Source organism: Streptomyces sp. NPDC055400 (genome assembly GCF_053644375.1).
Genome location: NZ_JBSHLM010000005.1, coordinates 549,284 through 570,237 on the forward strand (window position 1 = coordinate 549,284; position 20,954 = coordinate 570,237).

The following is a 20,954-nucleotide window of genomic DNA, read 5'->3' on the forward strand; positions in this document are numbered from 1 at the left end:
GTAAAACCCGGTATCAGGCCCGGTCTCGGACCCGGTGTCATGTCTGGCATCGGACCCGTGTCAGGGCGCCCGGAGGTCGACCAGCTCGGCCAGCTCCTCCCGGTGCCTGCCCGCGGAACCCAGGGCGATCGAGTCGGCCTTGGCCCGCTTGAGGTAGAGGTGGACGGGGTGCTCCCAGGTCATGCCGATGCCGCCGTGCAGCTGGAGCGCCTCCTCCGCGGCATGGACGGCCGCGGGTCCGGCGTACGCCTGGGCGACCGCCACCGCGACATCGGCGTCGTCGCTCCCGGCGGCGAGGGTGTCCGCCGCACTGCGGGCCGCGGCGCGGACGCCGACGACCTCCAGCCACACCTGGGCGAGCCGGTGCTTGAGCGCCTGGAAGGAGCCGACGGGCCGGTTGAACTGGTGGCGCTCGCGCGTGTAGCGGACCGTCTCCGTCAAGCACCAGTCGGCGAGGCCGAGTTGCTCGGAGGCGAGGAGTCCCGCTCCGGCACGCAGCGCGCGGCGGACGGCCGGGACGGCGTTGTCGCTCAGCACACCTGCGCGTGCACCGGTGAAGGTGACCGTGGCGACGGGCCGGGTGGGGTCGAGGGACGTCCGTGCCTCGACGGTGACGCCGTCGTCGGTGACATCGACCGCGTACAGGCCGCTGCTCGTCGGTACGAGGAGCACATCGGCCGCCGCCGCGTCGGCGACACCGGTGACCTGCCCTTCCAGCCGGCCGCCCTCTTCCCGCACACCGGTGAAGGCCTGGCCGGGCGCGGTCGACAGGGGCACGGCGAGCACGCCCACCGTACGGCCCGACGCGAGTGCGCCGAGCAGCGCGGAGGCCTCGTCGCCCGGGCAGTCGAGGAGCGCCTCGGTCGCGACGACGGCGCTGGTGAGATAGGGAACGGGGGCGACGCAGCGCCCCAACTCCTCAAGTACGACGGCCACTTCGCGGTGCGTCGCGCCCTGGCCGCCGAGCTCCTCGGGGATCAGCAGGCCCGCGAGCCCCATGCCCTCGGCCAGGGACTTCCACAGCGCGCGGTCGTGCGGCTCGTCCGTCTCGACGCGGGCGAGCACCGACGCGGCGTCGCAGTGGGCGGCGAGGAGGCCGCGCACGGCGGACCGCAGCGCCTCTTCCTCCTCCGTGTACAGCAGATCGCTCATCGCGCGAGGTCCTTCCAGGCGACGTCCTTGTCGGTGCGCGGCTCGGACGGCAGTCCGAGGACGCGTTCGGCGACGATGTTGAGCAGGACCTCGCTCGTCCCGCCCTCGATGCTGTTGCCCTTCGCGCGCAGATAGCGGTACCCGGCGTCCCGGGCCAGGAAGTCGACGACGGCAGGCCGGCGCATGGTCCAGTCGTCGTACAACAGGCCTTCGTCGCCGAGGAGTTCGATCTCCAGGCCGCTGATCTCCTGGTTGAGGCGGGCGAAGCCGAGCTTCATGCCGGAGCCCTCGGGGCCCGGCTGGCCCGCGACGAGCTGCTGGCGCAGGCGCTCGCCGGTGAGGCGGGCGACCTCGGCCTCGACCCACAGCTTCAGGAGCCGCTGGTGCAGGTCGTGGGTGCGCAGCTCGGGGCGTTCGCGCCAGGTCTTCGCGACCGCGGAGATCATGCCGCCCTCGCGCGGGATACGGGAGCCGCCGATCGACACGCGCTCGTTCATGAGCGTGGTCTGCGCGACCTTCCAGCCGTCGCCGATCTCGCCGAGGCGGTGCGCGTCCGGGATGCGGACATCGGTGAGGAACACCTCGTTGAACTCGGCCTCGCCGGTGATCTGGCGCAGCGGCCGCACCTCGACGCCGGGGTCGGTCATGTCGCAGATGAAGTACGTGATGCCGCGGTGCTTGGGCACGTCCGGGTCGGTGCGGGCGATGAGGATGGCCCAGCGGGCGGCGTGCGCGCCGGACGTCCACACCTTCTGGCCGTTGATCACCCAGTCGCCGGTGGCCTCGTCGCGCACGGCGCGGGTGCCGAGGGCCGCGAGGTCGGAGCCCGCGCCGGGCTCGCTGAACAGCTGGCACCACACCTCCTCGCCGATCCACAGCGGGCGCAGGAAGCGCTGCTTCTGCTCGCCGGTGCCGAAGCCGAGCACCGTCGGGGCGGCCATGCCGAGGCCGATGCCGATGCGGCGCGGATCGTTGTCCGGTGCGTCCGCCGCGGCGAGTTCGGCGTCCACGACGGCCTGGAGCGAGCGCGGCAGACCCAGCCCGCCGAGGCCCTGCGGATAGTGCACCCACGCGAGACCGGCGTCGAAGCGGGCCTTCAGGAAGTCGGTACGGTCCGTGGTCGCCGGCGGATACGCGGCCAGCAACTCCTGGGTGCGGCGGCGCAGTTCGGCGGCGTCGGTCATGCGCCCGCCCCCTCGTGCCCGGGCACCACGGCGACGCGGCCGGTGGTGACGCCGTCGGCGACGCGCTGCACGGCCGCAGCGGCGCCGCTCAGCGGCACGCGCTCACTGATCAGCGGCTTGATCGCGCCGCGCGCCGCGAGCTCGGTGAGCTGCTCGTGGCAGTGGGCGACCAGCTTCGGGTCCTTGGTGTTGTACAGGCCCCAGTGCAGGCCGAGGATCGCGTAGTTCTTCACCAGGGCGTGGTTGAGGGCGGGGCTGGGGATCGTGCCGCTCGCGAATCCGACGACGACGATCCGGCCCTCGAAGGCGACGACCTTCGTGGACTGCGTGTACGCCTCGCCGCCGACCGGGTCGTAGATGACGTCGGCGCCCCGGCCGCCGGTGGCCTCCTTCACGGCGGCGATGACGTCCTGCGCGCGGCGGTCGATGACGACGTCGCAGCCGAGATCGCGGGCCGCCTTCACCTTCTCCTCGCCGCCGACGACGCCGATGACGGTGGCGCCGGCCGCCTTGCCGAGCTGGACGGCGGCGCTGCCGACGCCGCCGGCCGCCGCGTGCACGAGGAGCGTCTCGCCGGCCTGGAGGTGCGCCCTGCGGTGCAGGCCGAACCAGCCGGTCTGGTAGCCGATGTGCAGGGCCGCGGCCTCGGCGTCGTCGAGCGCGTCGGGCGCGGGCAGCAGGGCGGCGGCGTCCGCCACGGCGTACTCGGCGAAGCCGCCGTGCGGCAGCGCGGGGTTGGCCAGCACGCGCCGGCCGTCCTCGGTCTCGCCGCAGATCTCCACGCCGGGCGTGAACGGCATCGGCGGCCGCACCTGGTACTGGCCCCGGCACATCAGCGCGTCGGGGAAGTTGATGTTCGCCGCGCGCACCCTGAGCAGGACCTGGCCGTCGCCGGGGACGGGCCGCTCGACGTCGGCGAGCTCCATCACCTCGCTCGGCTCGCCGTTCCGGTGCACTTGCCATGCCTGCATGCGGGGCCTCCACGGGACTTCTTCGTCTTACCGGGCTCGCTCGCATACTAAGCGGTCGCTTGGAGATCTGGGAACAGGCCGGGGACCCTTTTTCGCGCACGCCGTCGCGGGCTCGTCCCAGACGATGTCGCAGGCGATGCCGCAGGCAGCGTCGCAGGCATGGAGCTTTCGGCGTCCACGCGGTATCGATACGGCATGACGGACTCGACCGGCCCCGCCCGCGCGACGACACCGCGGGGGCTGCCCGCCCCTCCCCCGGCCGGCACGACGGCGCTCCCGGCGGGAACGTACCGGGGAAGCCTGGTCCTGGTCACGGGTGGCGGGACGGGTCTCGGGAAGGCCGTCGCCGCCGAGTTCGCACGGCTCGGCGCCGACGTGATGATCGTGAGCCGCCGGGCCGCGCATCTGGAGCCCGCGCTCGAGGAACTGGCGGAGGTGAGCGGCGACGGCGGCACGGTGACGGCCGCCGTCTGCGACATCAGGGACCCGGACCGCATCTCCGAGGTCTTCGACACGGCGGAGGCGGCGCACGGGCGCACCCCCGACGTACTCGTCAACAACGCGGCCGCCAACTTCCCCGTGCCCGCCGAGGACATGAGCCCGAACGCGTGGCGTACTGTCGTCGACATCACCCTCAACGGCACCTTCTACATGACCCGCGAGTTCGGCCGCAGACACCTCGCGGCGGGCACGCCGGGCTCGGTGATCGCCGTGGGCGCCTCGTACGCGTGGACGGGCGGCCCCGGCTTCGCCCACAGCGCGGCAGCCAAGGCGGGCGTGAAGAACCTGGTGGAGACGCTGGCCGTGGAGTGGGGCCCGTACGGGATCCAGGTCAACGGCCTCGTGCCGGGGCTCATGCCGCACGAGGACATGACGGGGGACATCCGCGCGAACCTCAGCCCGGAGGCGGGCCACGGTGAGCATGACGCCCGGCAGCCCGCCCTGCGCGTCGGCGCGCCCCGCGAGCTGGGCTGGGCCGCCACCTTCCTCGCCTCCCCCTACGCCCGATTCATCAGCGGCCACACGCTCGCCGTGGACGGGGCGAACTGGCAGCGACGCGGGCTGGTGAGCCCGCCCGTGGTGACCGTGCGGGAACAGCTGGGGAGAAGGCCGTTCCAGGAGGGACCGTGAGGGGTGGTCGGCCATATAGCCCAAACGCTATTTCCCCTCGAACCGCGGCTCGCGCCGCTCCGCCTTCGCCGTATACCCCTCCCGGATGTCCTGCGACGTGAGGGTGAGCGCCGCGCTCATCGCCACGCGGTCGAGCGCGGCCCCGAGGCCCGCGTCCGCGAACGCGTCGATGTCGCGCTTGACGGCCTGCACGGCGAGCGGCGCGTTCGCCGCGATCTCCGCGGCGAGTGAACGGGAAGACTCGTCCAACTCGCCCGCACCGGTGACCTGTTGGACCAGGTTCAGCCTGTGCGCCATCCCCGCGTCGATGCGGCGGCCCGTCAGCGCGAGGTACTTGGCCCACCCCGCGCCCGCCTCGCGCGCGATCCGCAGATCGCCGCCCGCGTCGACCGCGACCCCGAGCCGTGCTTCCGGCAGGGCGAACACCGCGTCGTCAGCCGCGATCCGCACATCGGCCATCAGCGCCAGCTCGAACCCGACGCCGAGGCAGTAGCCCTGGACGGCCGCGACGACGGGCTGCGGCAGGCCGGCGAACGCGCGGAACCGCTCATGGACCCAGCGAATGCCCTCGTAGTAGTTGCGCGTCAGCTCGGAACCCGAGCGCCCGGTGATCCCGCCGCCGGGCGCCTTGATGTCGATGCCCGCGCAGAAGGCCCGCCCCTCGGCCCGCAGCAGCACCACCCGGATCCTGTCGTCGAAGCGGATCCGGTCGGCGTGCAGGCCGAGTTGACGGCTCGACTCCCAGCTCCAGGCGTTCAGCTTCCCCGGCCGGCACAGGGTGAGGACACCGATGCCGCCCTCCTCCACGTCCAGCCGGAGCCGCCGTTCGCCGTCGCTTTCGCCCTCGCCTTCGCCTTCGCCTTCGACTTCGCCTTCGTCGGGAAGTTCGTTGCTCGTCGTGTCGATCATTCCGCCACCACTCCTGCCTTCCTGACGCCCCATCAGAAGCCGCAGAGTAGGTGACGGGCCCTACCGACTGAAGAGTTCGAACGGTACGGCCGGTGTGCCGCCGAAGCGCTCCGCGGCGGCCTGGACGTTGCCGGTGAGGAACGAGCGGCAGTAGGCCTCGGGGTCCTCGTTCGTCAACACCTCGATATACGTGCGGTGTTCGAGCAGGGAGCGCACGGCCCGTTCGATACCGGGCGTCGCGTCGACCGCGTGCGTGGGCGACGACGAGCCTGCGACGGCGACCCAGCGCACACCGTTCCACGGCTCCAGGCCCCGCTCGGTCAGCTCGGGGAAGATCCATCGGTTGCCCGCGTCCGCAGCCGCGTCGAGGGTGGCCCGCCCGACGGCGACGTGGTCGGGGGTGTTCCAGGCGACTGTGCCCCAGGTGTCGCGGTGGTTGAGGGTGATGACGAGTTCGGGCCGGTGCCTGCGGATCGCGGCGGCGATGTCGCGGCGCAGCGCGGTCCCGTACTCGACGACGCCGTCCTTGTGGTCGAGGAACTCGACGGTGTCCACGCCGACGACGGCGGCGCTCGCGCGCTGCTCCTGCTCGCGCAGGGGCCCGCACTTGGCGGGTTCCAGGGTGTCGATGCCGGCCTCTCCGCGCGTGGCGAGGACGTACGCGACCTCGCGTCCGCCGTCGGTCCAGGCGGCGATCGCCGCGGAGCAGCCGTATTCGAGGTCGTCCGGGTGCGCCACGACGGCGAGGGCGCGCTGCCAGTCCTCGGGCATGGGCTGCAGCTGGTCGGGGGCGGCGTTCTGGATCTCCGGCTCGGTCATGGCCGCACCCTAATGGGGTGCCGTCCGCGATGCGGAGGCTTTTCGCGGGCGGGGAAGCCGTCGTGCCTCCCCCGCCCGCGTGTGTCAGATCTCGCCGCGCACCATGGCGAGCAGCCGGTCGAGGACGCGCGGCGCACCGGCCCTCAGTCCGTCGTGCTCGAACTCGTCGGTGACCCACGTGCGCAGGCCCTTGATGGTGCGTGCCGTGCGCAGGGCGTGGTCCGTGTCGACGTACATGTCGTCGTGGTAGACGGCGGCGACGGCCGGCACCTCGTTGGCGGCCAGGCGCGCGGGGTCGTAGAGCGGGGCCCAGTCGGTGCGGGCCGCGAGGAGTTCGGCGGTCTCCCGCAGAGGGCGCAGGGCCGGGTCGCAGTCGAACATCCACGGGTGCACGGACTCGCCCGTGAAGAGCAGGGGCCCGTCACCGGCGAGGGTCTTCGCGGCGTCGAACTGGGGGAACTCTCCCCGTACACGCTCGGCCGACCAGCTCGTGGGCCGGGTGTCCTGTCCGTAGATGGCCTCGTGCACGAGCGCGTAGAGCGGGTGTCCGGCGTAGGAGAGCGTGGCCTGTACGTCCTCCTGGAAGGCGTCGGACAGTTCGACGCCGCCCGGCGTGCGGACGAAGGCGTCCTCGAGGAGGTAGTGCAGGCGGTCGCTGCCGCCGGTCCCGCCGAGCAGGATGCCGAGGGACTGGAACGCCTCGACGGTCAGCTTGTAGCCGCCGTTCAGTACGGGCTCGTGCTCGGCGAGGTACTCGGCGATGCCGCGGGCGCGTTCGACGTCCTGGGGGTAGCGCGCGTAGTGGGCGGCGACCTTGCGTTCGATGCGCGGGTACGCGGCGCGGTAGACGTCGTCCGCGTGACCGTCGAGCGTGGGCAGGCCGCCGGTGATGACGGCGGCGGTGAGGCCCTCGGGGGCCGTCGACAGATAGCGGGTGGCGCAGAACCCGCCGAAGCTCTGGCCGAGGACCGTCCAGGGTGCGCCGCCGGTCACCTCGCCTCGGATGACCTCGCAGTCGCGGACGATCGAGTCGGCGCGGAAGTGCGCGAGGTAGTCGGCCTGTTCGCGCGGGCCTCCGCGCAGCGGGAGCGTCTGACGGTTGGCCGGGGTGGAGCTGCCGGTGCCGCGCTGGTCGAGGAGGAGCACCCGGTGGTCCTGGAGCGCCCGGCCGAGCCAGGCCTGCTTGCCGGAGAACCGGTTGGCGCCGAATCCGGGGCCGCCCTGGAGGTAGAGGAGCCACGGGAGGTTCGCGTGTTCCTTGCCGACGGCCACCGCCTCGCGGGCGAACAGCTCGATCCTCTCGCCCTCGGGGTGGTCGTGGTCGAGCGGCACTGTGAAGCGGCGGTCGGTGAGGACGACACCGGGCTGGCGGTATGTGGCGGTCGTCAAGGAGGCTCCTGGGCGGCGTTCGGAATACGGTGTGCGGTGTCCGCCCAGTTCAGCACATGTCAGCGCGAGCCCAGACTCGACCCCCGTACGACCAGCTCGGGCTGGAGGACGACCCTGCGGTGGCGGTGGGGCTCACCGCTCGCGGGTTCCGTCTCCTCCAGGAGGAGTTCGGCGGCCATCGCTCCCATCGTGACGGCGGGCTGGCGCACCGAGGTCAGGGGCACGGTGGCGGCCGACGCGAACTCGATGTCGTCGTAGCCGACGATCGCGATGTCTTCGGGGACCCGTACACCGGCCGCGTACATCGCCTGGAGGACGCCGAGGGCGAGCAGGTCGTTGGCGCAGAACGCGGCGGTGGGGCGATCGGCGAGACCGAGCAGGCGGGCCCCGGCGTCGCGTCCCGCCGCGACGTCGAGCCGCTCCGTGGGCAGTTCGCGCAGCGCTGCGGCCGGGAGGCCCGCCTCGGCCAGGGCCTGGAGCGCGCCGGTGCGGCGGTCCTTGACCTGGTTGAGCGCGGGCGGCCCGCTGACGTAGGCGATGCTGCGGTGTCCGGCGTCGACGAGGTGGCGCACGGCGAGCGCGCCGCCGGTGACGTCGTCCACGGACACGGAGCACTCCGAGGTGCCCTCGGCGACGCGGTCGACGAGCACGAACGGGATGCCGTGCCGGCGGAAGCTCTCGATGTTGCGGCCGCTCGCCTCGGCCGGGGTGAGGAGCACGCCCCGCACGCGCTGCTCGGCGAACAGGGAGAGGTACTCGGCCTCCTCGGAGGGGTCCTGCGCGCTGTTGCACACCATGACGCCGAGCCCGGCGTCGCGCGCGGCACGCTCGGCTCCGCGCGCGACGTCCACGAAGAACGGGTTGCCCATGTCGAGGACGAGCAGCCCCATGATCCGGCTGCGGCCGGCGCGCAGCTGGCGCGCCGACTCGCTGCGTACGTAGCCGAGCCGGTCGATGGCGGACAGTACCCGGGCCCTGGTGTCGGAGGCGACGGAGTCCGGGCGGTTGATGACGTTCGAGACCGTGCCGACGGAGACTCCGGCGGCGCGGGCGACGTCCTTGATACCCACCGACTGGGCCATCGGGCGGGGACCTCCATGAGGCTATGAGCGACGGGGATGATTCACATTACCTGTGAATGCGCTGGTGGCTGTGGGGACGGGGGACTCGGGGGACGACGGCCTCAGAAGTGGTAGTCGTCGATGTTCTTCCGGTCGAAGACGGTGGGCTTGCCGAGGTCGATCACACCGTCCTTGCCGATGGTGAAGGTACCCATGGCGCCGGCCTTGAAGGTCTCGCCCTCCTTGCCGGTGATCTGCCCGGAGGACAGCGCGACGGCGGTGCGGGCGGCGAGCTCGCCCAGCTTGGCCGGGTCCCACAGCTCGAAGCCCTCGACGGTGCCGTTCTTGACGTACTTGCGCATGTCGTTGGGGGTGCCGAGGCCGGTCAGGGCGACCTTGCCCTTGTACTTGGAGCCGGACAGGTACTGGGCGGCGGCCTTGATGCCGACGGTGGTCGGGGAGATGATCCCGGCGAGCCCGGGGTGCTCCTGGAGGAGGCCCTGGGTCTGCTGGAAGGACTGCTGGGCCGTTGACGAGCCCGCAGATCACGCCGAGGACGAGGCACAGCGGGATGATCGTCTCGATGGCCGTGCCCGCGTTCCACAGGGAGCCCATCACGGCCCCGGACAGGCCGGCCGTCGAGGCGACGGAGAGGTCGATCTCGCCCGCGACCACCAGGAGGGTCATCGGGAGCGCGATCAGCGCGATGGGCAGGGTGTTGCCGAGCAGGAACGACAGGTTGAGCGCGTTGCCGAAGCCGTCGACGAAGGAGAACGACGCCAGGAGCAGCACCACCAGGAGCGCGCCCACCACGGTGTCCCAGCGGACGGCGCGGGCGAGGGGGAGATCAGCCATGGCGGCCACTCCTTCTGTTGAATGCAGCCCTCTTTTTCAGTGCCTCGGCGACGCGCAGGGCGACGACCCGGTCGACGGCGATGGCGAGGACCAGCAGGACGCCGTTGATCGCGAGCACCCACACCGAGCTGACGCCCAGGGCGGGCAGCACGCTGTTGACGGACGTCAGCAGGAGCGCGCCGAGGGCCGCGCCGTAGACGCTGCCGGAGCCGCCGGTGAAGGCGACGCCGCCGACCACGACGGCGCTGACGACGGTGAGTTCGTAGCCGTTGCCGGTGGCGGAGTCGACGTTGCCGAAGCGGGCGAGATACAGGGCGCCGGCGAGCCCGGCGAGCGCCCCGCACGCGGTGTAGGCGGCGAGGATCCGGCGGCGCACTGGGATGCCCGCGAGGCGCGCGGCCTCCGGGTTGGAGCCGAGCGCGTGCAGCTCGCGCCCGCCGCCGAAGTGCCGCAGGTAGTACGCCACCGCGATCAGGACGGCGAGGGCGATCAGCGCGAGATACGGCACCGCGGAGATGCCGCCGGAGCCGAAGTCGATGTATCCGCCCGGCAGGTCGGACGCGGTGATCTGGCGCGAGCCGACCCAGATGGAGTCGATGCCGCGGATGACGTAGAGCGTGCCGAGGGTGACGACGAGGGCCGGTACCTGGCCGAGGCTGACGAGGGCGCCGTTGAGGAGCCCGCAGCCGACGCCGAGGGCGACGGCGAGCACGATCGCGACGACGGAGCTGCCGCCGCCGTGGAGGTAGTCACCGGCGGCGAAGGCGCTGATGCCGAGGGTCGAGCCGACGGACAGGTCGACGTTCCGCGTGAGGACGACCAGCGCCTAGGGTGAGGCGGCGCACGCTCAGGGCGACCGCGCCGATGTCGGTTGCCTGCTTGGGGTACAGCTCGTCGAGGTCGCGGCCGACCATGCGGCGCACGAGGTCGTCCTCGGTGAGGCCTTCGACGGGTTCGCTCGCGATCAGGGCGCCGTCGCGCAGCGTCGTGACGCGCTGGCAGAGCCCGAAGATCTCCTCCAGGCGGTGGGAGATGAAGAGGATGGCGGAGCCCTGTTCGCGCAGGGTGCGCACCACGGCGAAGAGGCGGGCCACTTCGCTGCCGGTGAGCGCGGCTGTCGGCTCGTCCATGATCAGGACCCGGGCGTCGAAGGAGAGCGCCTTGGCTATCTCGACGATCTGCTGGTCGGCGATGGGCAGGCCGCGCGCGGGCCGCTCGGGGTCGAGGTCGACGCCGAGGCGCGCGAAGAGCGCGGCGGCCGCGGCGTCGACCGCCTTGTGGTCGATCCGGCCGAGGGAGCGGCGGGGCTGGCGTCCCATGAAGATGTTCTCGGCGACGGAGAGGTCCGGAAAAAGCGTGGGCTCCTGGTAGATGACCGCGATCCCGGCGTCGCGGGCGTCGGCGGGGCCGTGCAGGGTGACGGGCTCGCCGTCGATGAGCACGGTTCCGGCGTCGGGCCGGTGGACCCCGGCGAGCGTCTTGATGAGGGTGGACTTCCCCGCGCCGTTCTCTCCGGCGAGGGCGTGCGCCTCTCCGGCGTGGAGCTGCAGGGACACACCGTGGAGGGCGCGCACGGCACCGAAGGACTTGTCGAGTCCCTCTACGGCCAGGACGGGGGGCTCTCTCATGGAAAGGCACCGACCAGGTCTGAAGAGCTTGACCATGACTGGCTATGAAAGGATTCAAACAGATTGCACGGAAGCTAGTCCCGCACCAACTGCGCCGTCAATGGTGCGGACTTGGAAATCTCGCAGCCTTTTGCAGTGCCGCCACACACCCTTGACAGGCCACTTGCGCCACCCTAGCTTCGCTTCCTGAAACGATTCATAGCCGAGTCGTATGGAGCCGAGTGTGATCAGCAGAAGACGACTGCTCAGCACCACCGCTACAGCCGCCCTGGGGACGGCCATCGCCTCCGCCGCTCCGGGAGCCGCACAGGCCGCGCCGGCCCCCGGAGCCGCCGCAGGAGCTCCAGCCGCGAAGGCCGTGCGCGTGAGCGCGCCCACCGTCGAGTACGTGAGGCACCCGCTCGGCCTCGACGTGCCGCACCCCAGGCTGAGTTGGCCCCTGGAGTCGGACGAACCGGGCCGGACCCAGAGCGCCTATCAGATACGCGTCGCCACCACCGCGAGCCGCCTCGGCGACCCCGACGTGTGGGACAGCGGCAAGGTCGGCTCACCCGAGTCCACCCTCGTCCCCTACGCGGGGCCCGCCCTGGCCGCGCGCACCCGCTACTACTGGTCGGTCCGGGTCTGGGACACCGCAGGCCGGGCCTCCGAGTGGAGTGAGCCGTCCTGGTGGGAAACCGGTCTGACCGCCGCGGCGGACTGGTCGGCCCGGTGGATCGGCGCGCCCGCGGCGCTGATCGGGACGCCCGCGCTCGACGACGCCTCCTGGATCTGGTTCCCCGAGGGCGACCCGGCCGCCGGCGCCCCGGCGGGAACCCGCTGCTTCCGCGGCCGCGCCGACGTACCCGAAGGCCTGACCCGGGCCCGCCTGGTGATGACCGCCGACGACGGCTACACCGCGTACGTGAACGGCACCGAGGTGGCGCACACCGACCCGGACGGCCCTGCGGAGAACTGGCGCCGCCCGATCGTCGTCGACGTCACCGCCCACCTCCGCGCCGGTGCCGCCGTGTTGGCTGTCGCCGCTGTGAACGCCACGGACAGCCCCGCCGGCCTCCTCGGCCTCCTGGAGCTGACGACGGCGGACGGGGTGAAGACCTTCGCCACGGGCGCCGAGTGGAAAGCCGCCGACCAGGAGCCCGCCGGTGACTGGAAGTCGGCCGGCTACGACGACTCCTCGTGGAAGGCGGCGAAGGCCCTCGCGAAGTGGGGCTCGGGCCCGTGGGGCAAGGTCGCACCCTCACACTCCCCCGCCGCCCAGCTGCGCCACGAGTTCCGGCTCAAGGGCAGGTCCGTCGCGCGGGCGCGCCTCTACGCGTCGGCGCTCGGCCTGTACGAGGCCCACATCAACGGCGAGCGGGTCGGCGAGGACCGGCTCGCGCCGGGCTGGACGGACTACCGCAAGCGCGTCCAGTACCAGACCTACGACGTGACGAAGCTCGTGAAATCCGGGGCCAACGCGCTCGGGGCGACGGTCGCCGCCGGCTGGTACGCCGGCAACATCGCCTGGTTCGGTCCGCATCAATACGGCGAACGACCCGCGTTCCTCGCCCAGTTGGAGGTCACGTACACCGACGGCTCGACCGAGCGGGTGCTGTCCGGCACGGACTGGCGCGCCTCGACCGGGCCCGTCACCGAGGCCGACCTCATGGCGGGCGAGGCGTACGACGCGCGCCTGGAGACCGACGGCTGGACGCGCGCCGGGTTCGACGACTCCGACTGGGTACCGGTGGCTGCCGTCGACAAGGTGAGCGCCGCCCTGGTGGCCGAGGCAGGCGGCCCCACCCGCCTCGAACGCGAGCTGCCCGCACGGAAGATGACCGAGCCGAAGCCCGGCGTGTTCGTCTACGACCTCGGCCAGAACATGGTCGGCGCGGTCCGCCTCACCGTCGCCGGGAAGGCCGGCACCACCGTACGGCTGCGGCACGCCGAGGTCCTCAACCCGGACGGCACGATCTACACCGCCAACCTCCGGACGGCGAAGGCCACCGACACGTACACCCTCAAGGGCGGTGGCAACGAGACGTACGAGCCGCGCTTCACCTTTCACGGCTTCCGCTATGTCGAGGTGACCGGCTACCCCGGCAAGCCGCCGCTCGACGCCGTCGTGGGGCGGGTCATCCATACGTCGGCGCCCTTCACCATGGACTTCTCGACGAACGTGCCGATGCTCAACCAGCTGCACCAGAACATCACTTGGGGGCAGCGCGGCAACTTCGTCTCGATCCCCACCGACACCCCGGCGCGCGACGAGCGGCTCGGCTGGACCGGCGACATCAACGTCTTCGCGCCGACGGCCGCCTACAACATGGAGTCGGCCCGCTTCCTCACCAAGTGGCTGGGCGACCTGCGCGACGGCCAGAGCGACGAGGGCGCGTTCACGAACGTGGCCCCCGACATGCCCGGCGTCGGCAACGGCGTCGCGGGATGGGGTGACGCGGGCGTGACCGTCCCCTGGGCGCTGTACCAGGCGTACGGCGACACGCGTGTCCTCGAGGAGTCGTGGCCGTCGATGCTGAAGTGGCTCGACTACCTGGAGAAGCACAGCAGCGGTTTCCTGCGCCCGGCCGAGGGCTTCGGGGACTGGCTCAACCTCCAGGACGAGACGCCCAAGGATGTCATCGGAACGGCCTGCTTCGCCCACGCCGCCGACCTCGTGGCCCGGGCGGCGAAGGCGCTGGGCAAGGACCCGGCGCCGTACACGTCGCTCTTCGGCAGTGTGCGGGACGCGTTCCGCGCGGCGTACGTCTCGGAGGGCGGCAAGGTGAAGGGCGACACGCAGACCGCGTACGTGCTCGCGCTGTCGATGGACCTGCTCGCCGAGGCCGACCGGGGTCCCGCCGCCGACCGGCTCGTCGCTCTCATCAAGGCGAAGGACTGGCACCTGTCGACGGGGTTCCTCGGCACACCACGCCTGCTGCCGGTCCTCACCACGGCCGGTCACACCGACGTCGCCTACCGGCTGCTCGTCCAGCGGTCCTTCCCCAGCTGGGGCTACCAGATCGACAAGGGCGCGACGACGATGTGGGAGCGCTGGGACTCCATCAAGCCGGACGGCAGCTTCCAGGACGCCGGGATGAACTCGTTCAACCACTACGCGTACGGCTCGGTCGGCGAGTGGATGTACGCGAACATCGCCGGTATCGCACCGGCCGAGCCGGGCTTCCGCAAGATCCTCGTGCGGCCACGGCCCGGGGGCGGGATCACGCGGGCACAGGGGCGCTACGACTCCGTCCAGGGGCCGATCAGCACCAAGTGGTCGGTGGACTCGGGCGGCTTCCGCCTCACGCTCACGGTGCCGGCCAACACGACCGCCGAGGTGTGGATACCCGCGTCCGACGCGGCCCAAGTGGGCCACGGGGACGCGGAGTTCCTCCGCATGGACGACGGCTGCGCCGTCTTCGCCGCGGCGTCCGGCGCCCACCGCTTCACCAACTGACGGACCGCGAGGCCGAGATGAGCCCATGCCTGTATCGACTCACTCCTGCCCCGTCCCGGCGCGGGAAGACGGAGGCACACAGACGTGACGGATGACGTGAAGACAGCACAGGGGCCCGACCGGCGCGCCGTGCTCGGAGCGGGTATGGGCGGGGCGGTGCTGGCCGCGGCCGGGCTGCCCCTCCTGGGCGCGGGAACGGCCGCGGCGGCGACGCCGGTCCAGGGACCGGCCGCCGGGCCGGTCGCGGATGACGCCTGGCACCGCTACGTCCAGGCGCCGTCCAGCCGTACGGTGCGGCCGGTACGGATCGTCCGGTCGGCCGGTGACGCGACGCGTCCCGACGCCCTCCTCAAGCCCGGCGGCCAGGTCACCGTCCTGGGCCGACCCGAGCCTCCCGCGCCGCCGCGCTGGCCCGACGGAACCACCGCGGAGGGCTCCACCACGCACGCCGGCAACAACGGAGGGGACGGCCGACCGCGCACGTACGACGCGCGGCACGCCGTCGACGGCGACCTCGACACCTTCTGGAACGACGACACCGAGCGCGCCTTCCCCGACACCTTGACGGTGACGGCGCCCGATGCGCTCGGCCTGTCGGGCCTGACCGTGGTGTCCGACACGGACGGCGTCCCCACCGACTTCACGGTGGACGCCTGGGTGAACTCGGACTGGCAAAGGGTCGCCGCCGTCACCGGCAACAGCGCGGTGCAGCGCGCCGTACGCTTCGACGCGCCGGTGTCCACGGCGCGGGTGCGGATCACGGTCACCTCTGCCCAGGACCTCGGGCAGGGCGTGTTCACGCGGATCAACGAGGTCTGGCCCGAGGCCGTGGACCCGGTCGTGGCGCCGAGCGTGACGCTCGACTTCGGCAAGGTCGTCGTCGGCTACCCGAAGGTCGACTTCGCCTCGGCGTCCGACAACCACCCGGGGGTGCGCCTCGCCTTCTCCGAGACGCTCCAGTTCCTCACCGACCGCTCCGACTTCACCCGCAACGACCAGGCGGGCGGCGCCTCGAAGGGAACGGACCAGTACGCGGTGCCCGCGGGCGGCGCCATGTGGACGGACAAGAAGGGCTACGCCTCGGGCGGCGACAAGGTGTACGCGGACGGCCTGCACGGCTTCCGCTATCTCAGGATCACGCTGGACGCGCTGCCGTCCGACGCGCCCGCCGCGCAGCCGTGGGGCACCGTCGCCGTGGACTCCGTCTCGCTCGACTTCACGGCGTATCTCGGCACACCGGAGTCGTACCGCGGCTGGTTCCTGTGCTCCGACGAGGAGCTGAACCGCTACTGGTACGGCGCCTCTTACACGAACGAGCTGGTCGTCGACACGTTCCGCGAGGACGACGTGGACCCGCGGGGCGCCTTCAGCGCGTCGCTCGACGGAAAGCTCGTCCTGCACGACGGCGCGAAGCGCGACCGGGATCCGTACGTCGGCGACGTGGCGGTGGCGGGGCGCACCCTCTACCTCACGCACGACGACGCGGCCGAGGCCGCGCGCAACGTGCTGGCGGATCTCGCCGAGCACCAGCGGGCCGACGGCTGGATCCCGCCGGCCTCCATCAACCAGTACACGCTCCCGCTGTTCGACTACCCCCTGTGGTGGGTGACGTGCAGCTGGGACTACGTCCTGTACACCGGCGACAAGGACTACGCCAAGCGCTACTACCCACAGCTCGTCAAGGTCCTCGACACGTGGTATCCGAGCGTGACGGACGACACGGGCCTGTTGAGCAAGGGTCTCAACGGCACGTCGGGGTACGGGGATTACGCGTTCCTCGGGCGCACGGGGCGCATCACCTACTACAACGCCAACTATGTGCAGGCCCTGAGGGACGCGGCCCGTATCGCGGACCACGTGGGTCATGAGGCGGACGCGGCGCGGTGGCGGGAGCGGGCGGACAAGGTCGCGCAGGCGGTCAACACGCATCTGTGGGACGAAGCGGCGGGCGCCTATCTGGACTCCGCGACCGGCGCCGTCCGGCATGCGCAGGACGGCAACGCGATCGCCATCACGTCGGGCGTCGCGGGCGCGGAGCGGGCGGCGTCGGCGCTCACCCATCTGGACGCGACGACGAAACGCCGGTACGGCAACGCCTTCATGGACAACGACACCCTCTTCGGCGGTGCTTCCCAGCGGGTGTACGCCTTCACCTCGTACCCGGAGTTCGTGGCGCGCTTCGAGAGCGGCCTGGCCGACTCGGCGATCGACCAGATCAAGCGCACCTACGGGTGGATGGAGAGCCACGACCCCGGCATCACGCACTGGGAGGGCATCGGCCCGAACGGCTCGCTGTACGAGGGCGCTTACACGAGCATGGCGCACGGGTGGTCCACGGGCGTGCTGCCCGCGCTCACCCATCAGCTGCTCGGCGCGAGGCCGATGTCGCCGGGGTACGCCGCTTGGGAGGTGCGTCCGTGCACCGGCTCGGTGCGCTGGGCACGGGGCGAACTGCCCACGCCGCACGGCCCTTTGGGTGTGGAGTGGGAGCGTGAGGGCGACACGTTCGCGTTGACCGTACGCGCGCCGCGGGGCACTCGGGGGGTCGTCGCACTGCCCACGGACGGCCGGGACGCGACCGTGCGTTCCGGCGGGCGGACGCTCTGGCGGGACGGCAGATCCGTGGCACCCGGCGTGCGCCTGGCCTCCGGCCGTGTGACGGTCTCCGGTCTCGCGCCGGGCACCCACAGCTTCACGCTGACGCGCGAAGGCTGAACCGCGTCTGCGGCCGAGGGGATCGGGCCGCGGGCACAGTCACCGACAAGGCCGTGCAGGGCCGTTGACACGCCCCGCACGGCCCTTTTAGCGTCAGGCTTTGAATCGTTTCACAACGATCGTTCGTTCACAGGAGAGACATGACCGGGTCCACAGCACACGAGGTGCGGACGGCGGCCGCCAAGGCCGTCCTCAAGCGCCAGTCGATCGAGACACCGTCCTGGGCTTACGGAAACTCGGGCACACGCTTCAAGGTGTTCGCTCAGGCCGGCGTTCCCCGCACCCCGCGGGAGAAGCTCGACGACGCCGCGCAGGTCCACGCGTTCACGGGGGCAGCGCCGACCGTGGCGCTGCACATACCGTGGGACCGGGTCGAGGGCGGACACGAGGGATACGCGAAGCTCGCCGCGTACGCGGAGGAGCGCGGCGTGAAGCTGGGCGCGGTCAACTCCAATGTCTTCCAGGACGACGACTACAAGCTGGGCAGCGTCACCAACCCGGACCCCGCGGTGCGCCGCAAGGCCGTCGGCCACCTCCTGGAGTGCGTCGACATCATGGACGCCACCGGCTCGCGCGATCTGAAGCTGTGGTTCTCCGACGGCACCAACTACCCCGGCCAGGACGACCTCCGGGACCGCCAGGGCCGGCTCGAAGAGGCGCTGCGCACCGTGTACGAGCGGCTGGGCGACGACCAGCGCATGGTGCTCGAGTACAAGCTCTTCGAGCCCGCCTTCTACGCCACCGACGTGCCGGACTGGGGCATGTCGTACGCGCACTGCCTCAAGCTCGGCGAGAAGGCGCGGGTGTGTGTGGACACCGGGCATCACGCGCCGGGCACCAACATCGAGTTCATCGTCGCGTTCCTGCTGCGGGAGGGCCGCCTCGGCGCGTTCGACTTCAACTCGCGCTTCTACGCGGACGACGACCTGATGGTCGGAGCGGCGGACCCCTTCCAGCTGTTCCGGATCCTGTACGAGGTGCGGCGGGGCGACGGCCTGGAGGCCGACTCCGGGATCGCGTTCATGCTCGACCAGTGCCACAACATCGAGGCCAAGATCCCCGCGATCATCCGCTCGGTGATGAACGTCCAGGAGGCGACGGCCAAGGCGCTGCTCGTCGACGCCGAGGCGCTCGCGGCGGCGCAGCGGCAGGGCGACGTGCTGGCGGCCAACGGGCTGCTGATGGACGCGTACAACACGGACGTGCGTCCCCTACTGGAGGAGGTCAGGGAAGAGCTGGGGCTCGACCCGGATCCCATGGGGGCCTACCGGCGGTCAGGATGGCAGGAGCGGATCGTGAAGGACCGCATCGGAGGTGTACAGGCCGGATGGGGGGCATGAGCGACATGGCGGAGCAGCTGGCATGCGTGAGCGAACTCCTTGAGCGTTCGCACCGGTTGGGCGCGGATCCGCGCAATACGAACTGTGCGGGGGGCAACACCTCGGCGAAGGGTACGTCGACCGACCCGGTGACCGGCGGTGACGTCGAGCTGATGTGGGTCAAGGGCTCGGGCGGTGACCTGGGGACGCTCACGGGCGAGGGGCTCGCGGTCCTGCGTCTGGACCGGCTGCGCGCGCTGGAGGGTGTGTATCCGGGGGTGGAGCGCGAGGACGAGACGGTCGCCGCGTTCGACTACTGCCTGCACGGCCGGGGCGGCGCCGCGCCGTCCATCGACGCCGCGATGCACGGCCTGGTGGACGCGGCGCACGTGGACCATCTGCACCCCGACTCCGGGATCGCGCTCGCGGCTCCTTCCTCGTCTCGCGCGAGGCCGCCCGTGTCATGCGGGCGCAGGGGCTGGGCGGCGACATCGTGTACATCGCCTCGAAGAACGCGGTGTTCGCGGGCCCGAACAACGTCGCGTATTCCGCGACCAAGGCCGATCAGGCACATCAAGTCCGGCTCCTGGCCGCCGAGTTGGGTGAGTACGGCATCCGGGTCAACGGCGTGAATCCGGACGGTGTGGTGCGCGGTTCCGGGATCTTCGCGGGCGGCTGGGGGGCGCAGCGCGCGGCGACGTACGGGATCGAGGAGGACAAGCTCGGCGAGTTCTACGCGCAGCGCACCCTCCTCAAGCGCGAGGTACTGCCCGAGCATGTCGCCAACGCGGTGTTCGCCCTGACGGTCGGGGACCTCACGCACACGACGGGGCTGCACATACCCGTGGACGCCGGCGTCGCCGCGGCCTTCCTGCGATGAGCTCCGTGGCGCGGGGTCCAGCGGGAGCGCGCGAGGGCGCGTTCGCCGCGGTCGATCTGGGTGCCTCCAGCGGGCGCGTCATGGTCGGCCGGGTCGGACCCGGCAGCCTCCGCCTGGTGGAAGCCCACCGATTCCCCAACCGTCCGGTGCGGCTTCCGGAGGGGCTGCGCTGGGACATGCTCGGCCTGTACACGGGCGTGCTTGACGGGCTGCGGGCCGCGGGGGCGACTGCGGGCGGCCGGCTCGCGTCCGTCGGTATCGACAGCTGGGCCGTGGACTACGGCCTCCTCGACGCGGAGGGCGCGCTGCTCGGCCAGCCCGTGCATTATCGCGACGGGCGCACCCAAGGCATGGCGGAGAAGGTATGGGCGAGCGTGCCGGCGGCGGAGCTGTACGCGGCGACGGGGCTGCAGTACGCGCCGTTCAACACGCTCTACCAGCTCGTCGCGGCCCAGGGCTCCGCTCAACTGGCCGCTGCCCGCCGTCTGCTGCTGATCCCCGATCTGATCTCGTACTGGCTGACCGGCGAACAGGGCACGGAGGTGACCAACGCCTCGACGACCCAGCTGATCGACCCGCGCACCGGTGAGTGGGCGTCCTCGGTCGCCGAGCGCGTCGGGGTCGATCTCGGGCTGTTCGCGCCGCTGCGGCGGCCCGGGGACCCGGCGGGGCGGCTGCTGCCGGAGGTCCTGGAGGAGACGGGGCTGACGGGTCCGGTTCCCGTGACGGCCGTCGGCTCGCACGACACGGCCTCCGCGGTGGCCGCCGTCCCGGCCGCACCCGGCGAGCGGTTCGCCTACATCTGCACCGGCACCTGGTCGCTGGCCGGTCTCGAACTCGACGCCCCTGTTCTGAGCGAGGCCGGCCGCGCCGCGAACTTCACGAACGAGCTGGGCCTGGACGGCACGGTCCGCTATCTGCGCAACATCATGGGCCTGTGGCTGCTCCAGGAGTGCCTGCGCGCCTGGGGAGATCCCGAACTGGGAGCGCTGCTGCGGGAAGCGGGGGACGCTGCGCCGCTGCGGTCGGTGGTGGACGCGGGTGACGCCGTGTTCCTCGCCCCGGGCCGGATGCCCGAGCGCATCGCGGAGGCCTGCCGGACCACGGGCCAACCCGTGCCGCGCACCCGGGCCGAGACGACCCGGTGCATCCTCGACTCCCTGGCGCTCGCGCACCGGCGGGCGACAGCCGACGCGGCACGCCTGGCCGATCACCCGGTCGACGTCGTGCACATCGTGGGCGGCGGCGCCCGTAACGCACTGCTGTGCCAGCTGACCGCCGACGCGTGCGGTCTCCCGGTCGTGGCGGGCCCGACCGAGGCGGCGGCCCTGGGCAACGTACTCGTGCAGGCGCGCGCCCACGGCCTCGTCGGCGACCGGGCGGCGATACGCGAACTTCTCGCCCGCACCCAGTCCCTGACCCGGTACGAGCCGCGGGGGAACCACACCGCGTGGCGGGCCGCCGAGCGACGCCTCGCCGAACGGTGACGCCAGGTGTCTCCC

The 20,954-nt window shown here is 71.9% G+C and carries 12 protein-coding genes and 6 pseudogenes; 7 read left to right on the forward strand and 11 right to left on the reverse strand.

Annotated elements, in window-relative coordinates:
* Window positions 1-60: 60 nt before the first annotated feature.
* From ACWIGU_RS16675 to ACWIGU_RS16685, 3 genes are read right to left on the reverse strand one after another with little or no spacing between them, the layout of a single operon-like run.
* Window positions 61-1,152, reverse strand: a complete 1,092-nt coding sequence (locus ACWIGU_RS16675) for an acyl-CoA dehydrogenase family protein (protein ID WP_454401490.1) — start codon at window positions 1,150-1,152, stop codon at window positions 61-63.
* Window positions 1,149-2,336 (reverse strand): acyl-CoA dehydrogenase family protein, encoded by a 1,188-nt coding sequence (locus ACWIGU_RS16680; RefSeq protein ID WP_454401492.1) that lies wholly within the window; start codon window positions 2,334-2,336, stop codon window positions 1,149-1,151. Before ACWIGU_RS16680 ends, ACWIGU_RS16675 begins: the two co-directional genes overlap by 4 nt.
* On the reverse strand, window positions 2,333-3,307 hold the full coding sequence (locus ACWIGU_RS16685; protein WP_454401494.1) for an NADPH:quinone oxidoreductase family protein: 975 nt from the start codon (window positions 3,305-3,307) through the stop codon (window positions 2,333-2,335). The genes ACWIGU_RS16680 and ACWIGU_RS16685 overlap by 4 nt, the downstream gene beginning before the upstream one ends.
* A 195-nt stretch (window positions 3,308-3,502) precedes the next feature.
* On the opposite strand from ACWIGU_RS16685, the gene ACWIGU_RS16690 reads away from it, so the two are divergent.
* Window positions 3,503-4,438 carry an SDR family oxidoreductase gene (locus ACWIGU_RS16690; RefSeq protein ID WP_454401496.1) on the forward strand — a complete coding sequence of 312 codons (936 nt, stop codon included), beginning with the start codon at window positions 3,503-3,505 and terminating at the stop codon, window positions 4,436-4,438.
* 27 nt (window positions 4,439-4,465) lie between these two features.
* On the opposite strand, the gene ACWIGU_RS16695 is transcribed toward ACWIGU_RS16690, so the two are convergent.
* The 8 genes and pseudogenes from ACWIGU_RS16695 to ACWIGU_RS16730 all read right to left on the reverse strand — a co-directional run.
* Window positions 4,466-5,347, reverse strand: coding sequence for an enoyl-CoA hydratase/isomerase family protein (locus ACWIGU_RS16695; protein WP_454401498.1), 882 nt, complete (start codon window positions 5,345-5,347; stop codon window positions 4,466-4,468).
* A gap of 60 nt (window positions 5,348-5,407) precedes the next feature.
* Complete coding sequence (locus tag ACWIGU_RS16700) at window positions 5,408-6,166, reverse strand: PIG-L deacetylase family protein (RefSeq protein ID WP_454401499.1); 759 nt, start codon at window positions 6,164-6,166, stop codon at window positions 5,408-5,410.
* 84 nt (window positions 6,167-6,250) lie between these two features.
* The gene (locus ACWIGU_RS16705; protein WP_454401501.1) at window positions 6,251-7,555 is read right to left on the reverse strand and encodes an alpha/beta fold hydrolase; all 1,305 of its coding nucleotides are present in this window, start codon (window positions 7,553-7,555) and stop codon (window positions 6,251-6,253) included.
* 59 nt (window positions 7,556-7,614) lie between these two features.
* Window positions 7,615-8,637, reverse strand: coding sequence for a LacI family DNA-binding transcriptional regulator (locus tag ACWIGU_RS16710; protein ID WP_454401503.1), 1,023 nt, complete (start codon window positions 8,635-8,637; stop codon window positions 7,615-7,617).
* A gap of 101 nt (window positions 8,638-8,738) precedes the next feature.
* Window positions 8,739-9,155 (reverse strand): annotated as a pseudogene (locus ACWIGU_RS16715) (substrate-binding domain-containing protein); the annotation flags it as partial.
* A pseudogene (locus ACWIGU_RS16720) lies at window positions 9,142-9,471 on the reverse strand (ABC transporter permease); the annotation flags it as partial. The pseudogenes ACWIGU_RS16715 and ACWIGU_RS16720, both read right to left, overlap by 14 nt.
* Window positions 9,464-10,297 (reverse strand): annotated as a pseudogene (locus tag ACWIGU_RS16725) (ABC transporter permease); the annotation flags it as partial. The pseudogenes ACWIGU_RS16725 and ACWIGU_RS16720, both read right to left, overlap by 8 nt.
* Before the next feature lie 4 nt (window positions 10,298-10,301).
* Window positions 10,302-11,099: pseudogene (locus ACWIGU_RS16730) on the reverse strand (ATP-binding cassette domain-containing protein); the annotation flags it as partial.
* A gap of 223 nt (window positions 11,100-11,322) precedes the next feature.
* On the opposite strand from ACWIGU_RS16730, the gene ACWIGU_RS16735 reads away from it, so the two are divergent.
* The 6 genes and pseudogenes from ACWIGU_RS16735 (at window position 11,323) to ACWIGU_RS16760 (ending at window position 20,939) form a co-directional block, all read left to right on the forward strand.
* Window positions 11,323-14,538: an alpha-L-rhamnosidase gene (locus ACWIGU_RS16735; RefSeq protein ID WP_454401505.1), complete on the forward strand. Its 3,216-nt coding sequence runs from the start codon at window positions 11,323-11,325 to the stop codon at window positions 14,536-14,538.
* 84 nt (window positions 14,539-14,622) lie between these two features.
* On the forward strand, window positions 14,623-17,253 hold the full coding sequence (locus ACWIGU_RS16740; protein ID WP_454401507.1) for an alpha-L-rhamnosidase-related protein: 2,631 nt from the start codon (window positions 14,623-14,625) through the stop codon (window positions 17,251-17,253).
* A 140-nt stretch (window positions 17,254-17,393) separates the two neighbouring features.
* Window positions 17,394-18,593 (forward strand): L-rhamnose isomerase, encoded by a 1,200-nt coding sequence (gene rhaI / locus ACWIGU_RS16745; RefSeq protein WP_454401509.1) that lies wholly within the window; start codon window positions 17,394-17,396, stop codon window positions 18,591-18,593.
* Between the two features lie 5 nt (window positions 18,594-18,598).
* A pseudogene (locus ACWIGU_RS16750) lies at window positions 18,599-18,943 on the forward strand (bifunctional rhamnulose-1-phosphate aldolase/short-chain dehydrogenase); the annotation flags it as partial.
* Window positions 18,944-18,993: 50 nt separating this feature from the next.
* A pseudogene (locus ACWIGU_RS16755) lies at window positions 18,994-19,452 on the forward strand (SDR family oxidoreductase); the annotation flags it as partial.
* Window positions 19,449-20,939 carry a rhamnulokinase gene (locus tag ACWIGU_RS16760; RefSeq protein ID WP_454401511.1) on the forward strand — a complete coding sequence of 497 codons (1,491 nt, stop codon included), beginning with the start codon at window positions 19,449-19,451 and terminating at the stop codon, window positions 20,937-20,939. The pseudogene ACWIGU_RS16755 and the gene ACWIGU_RS16760, both read left to right, overlap by 4 nt.
* The last annotated feature ends 15 nt before the right edge of the window (window positions 20,940-20,954 follow it).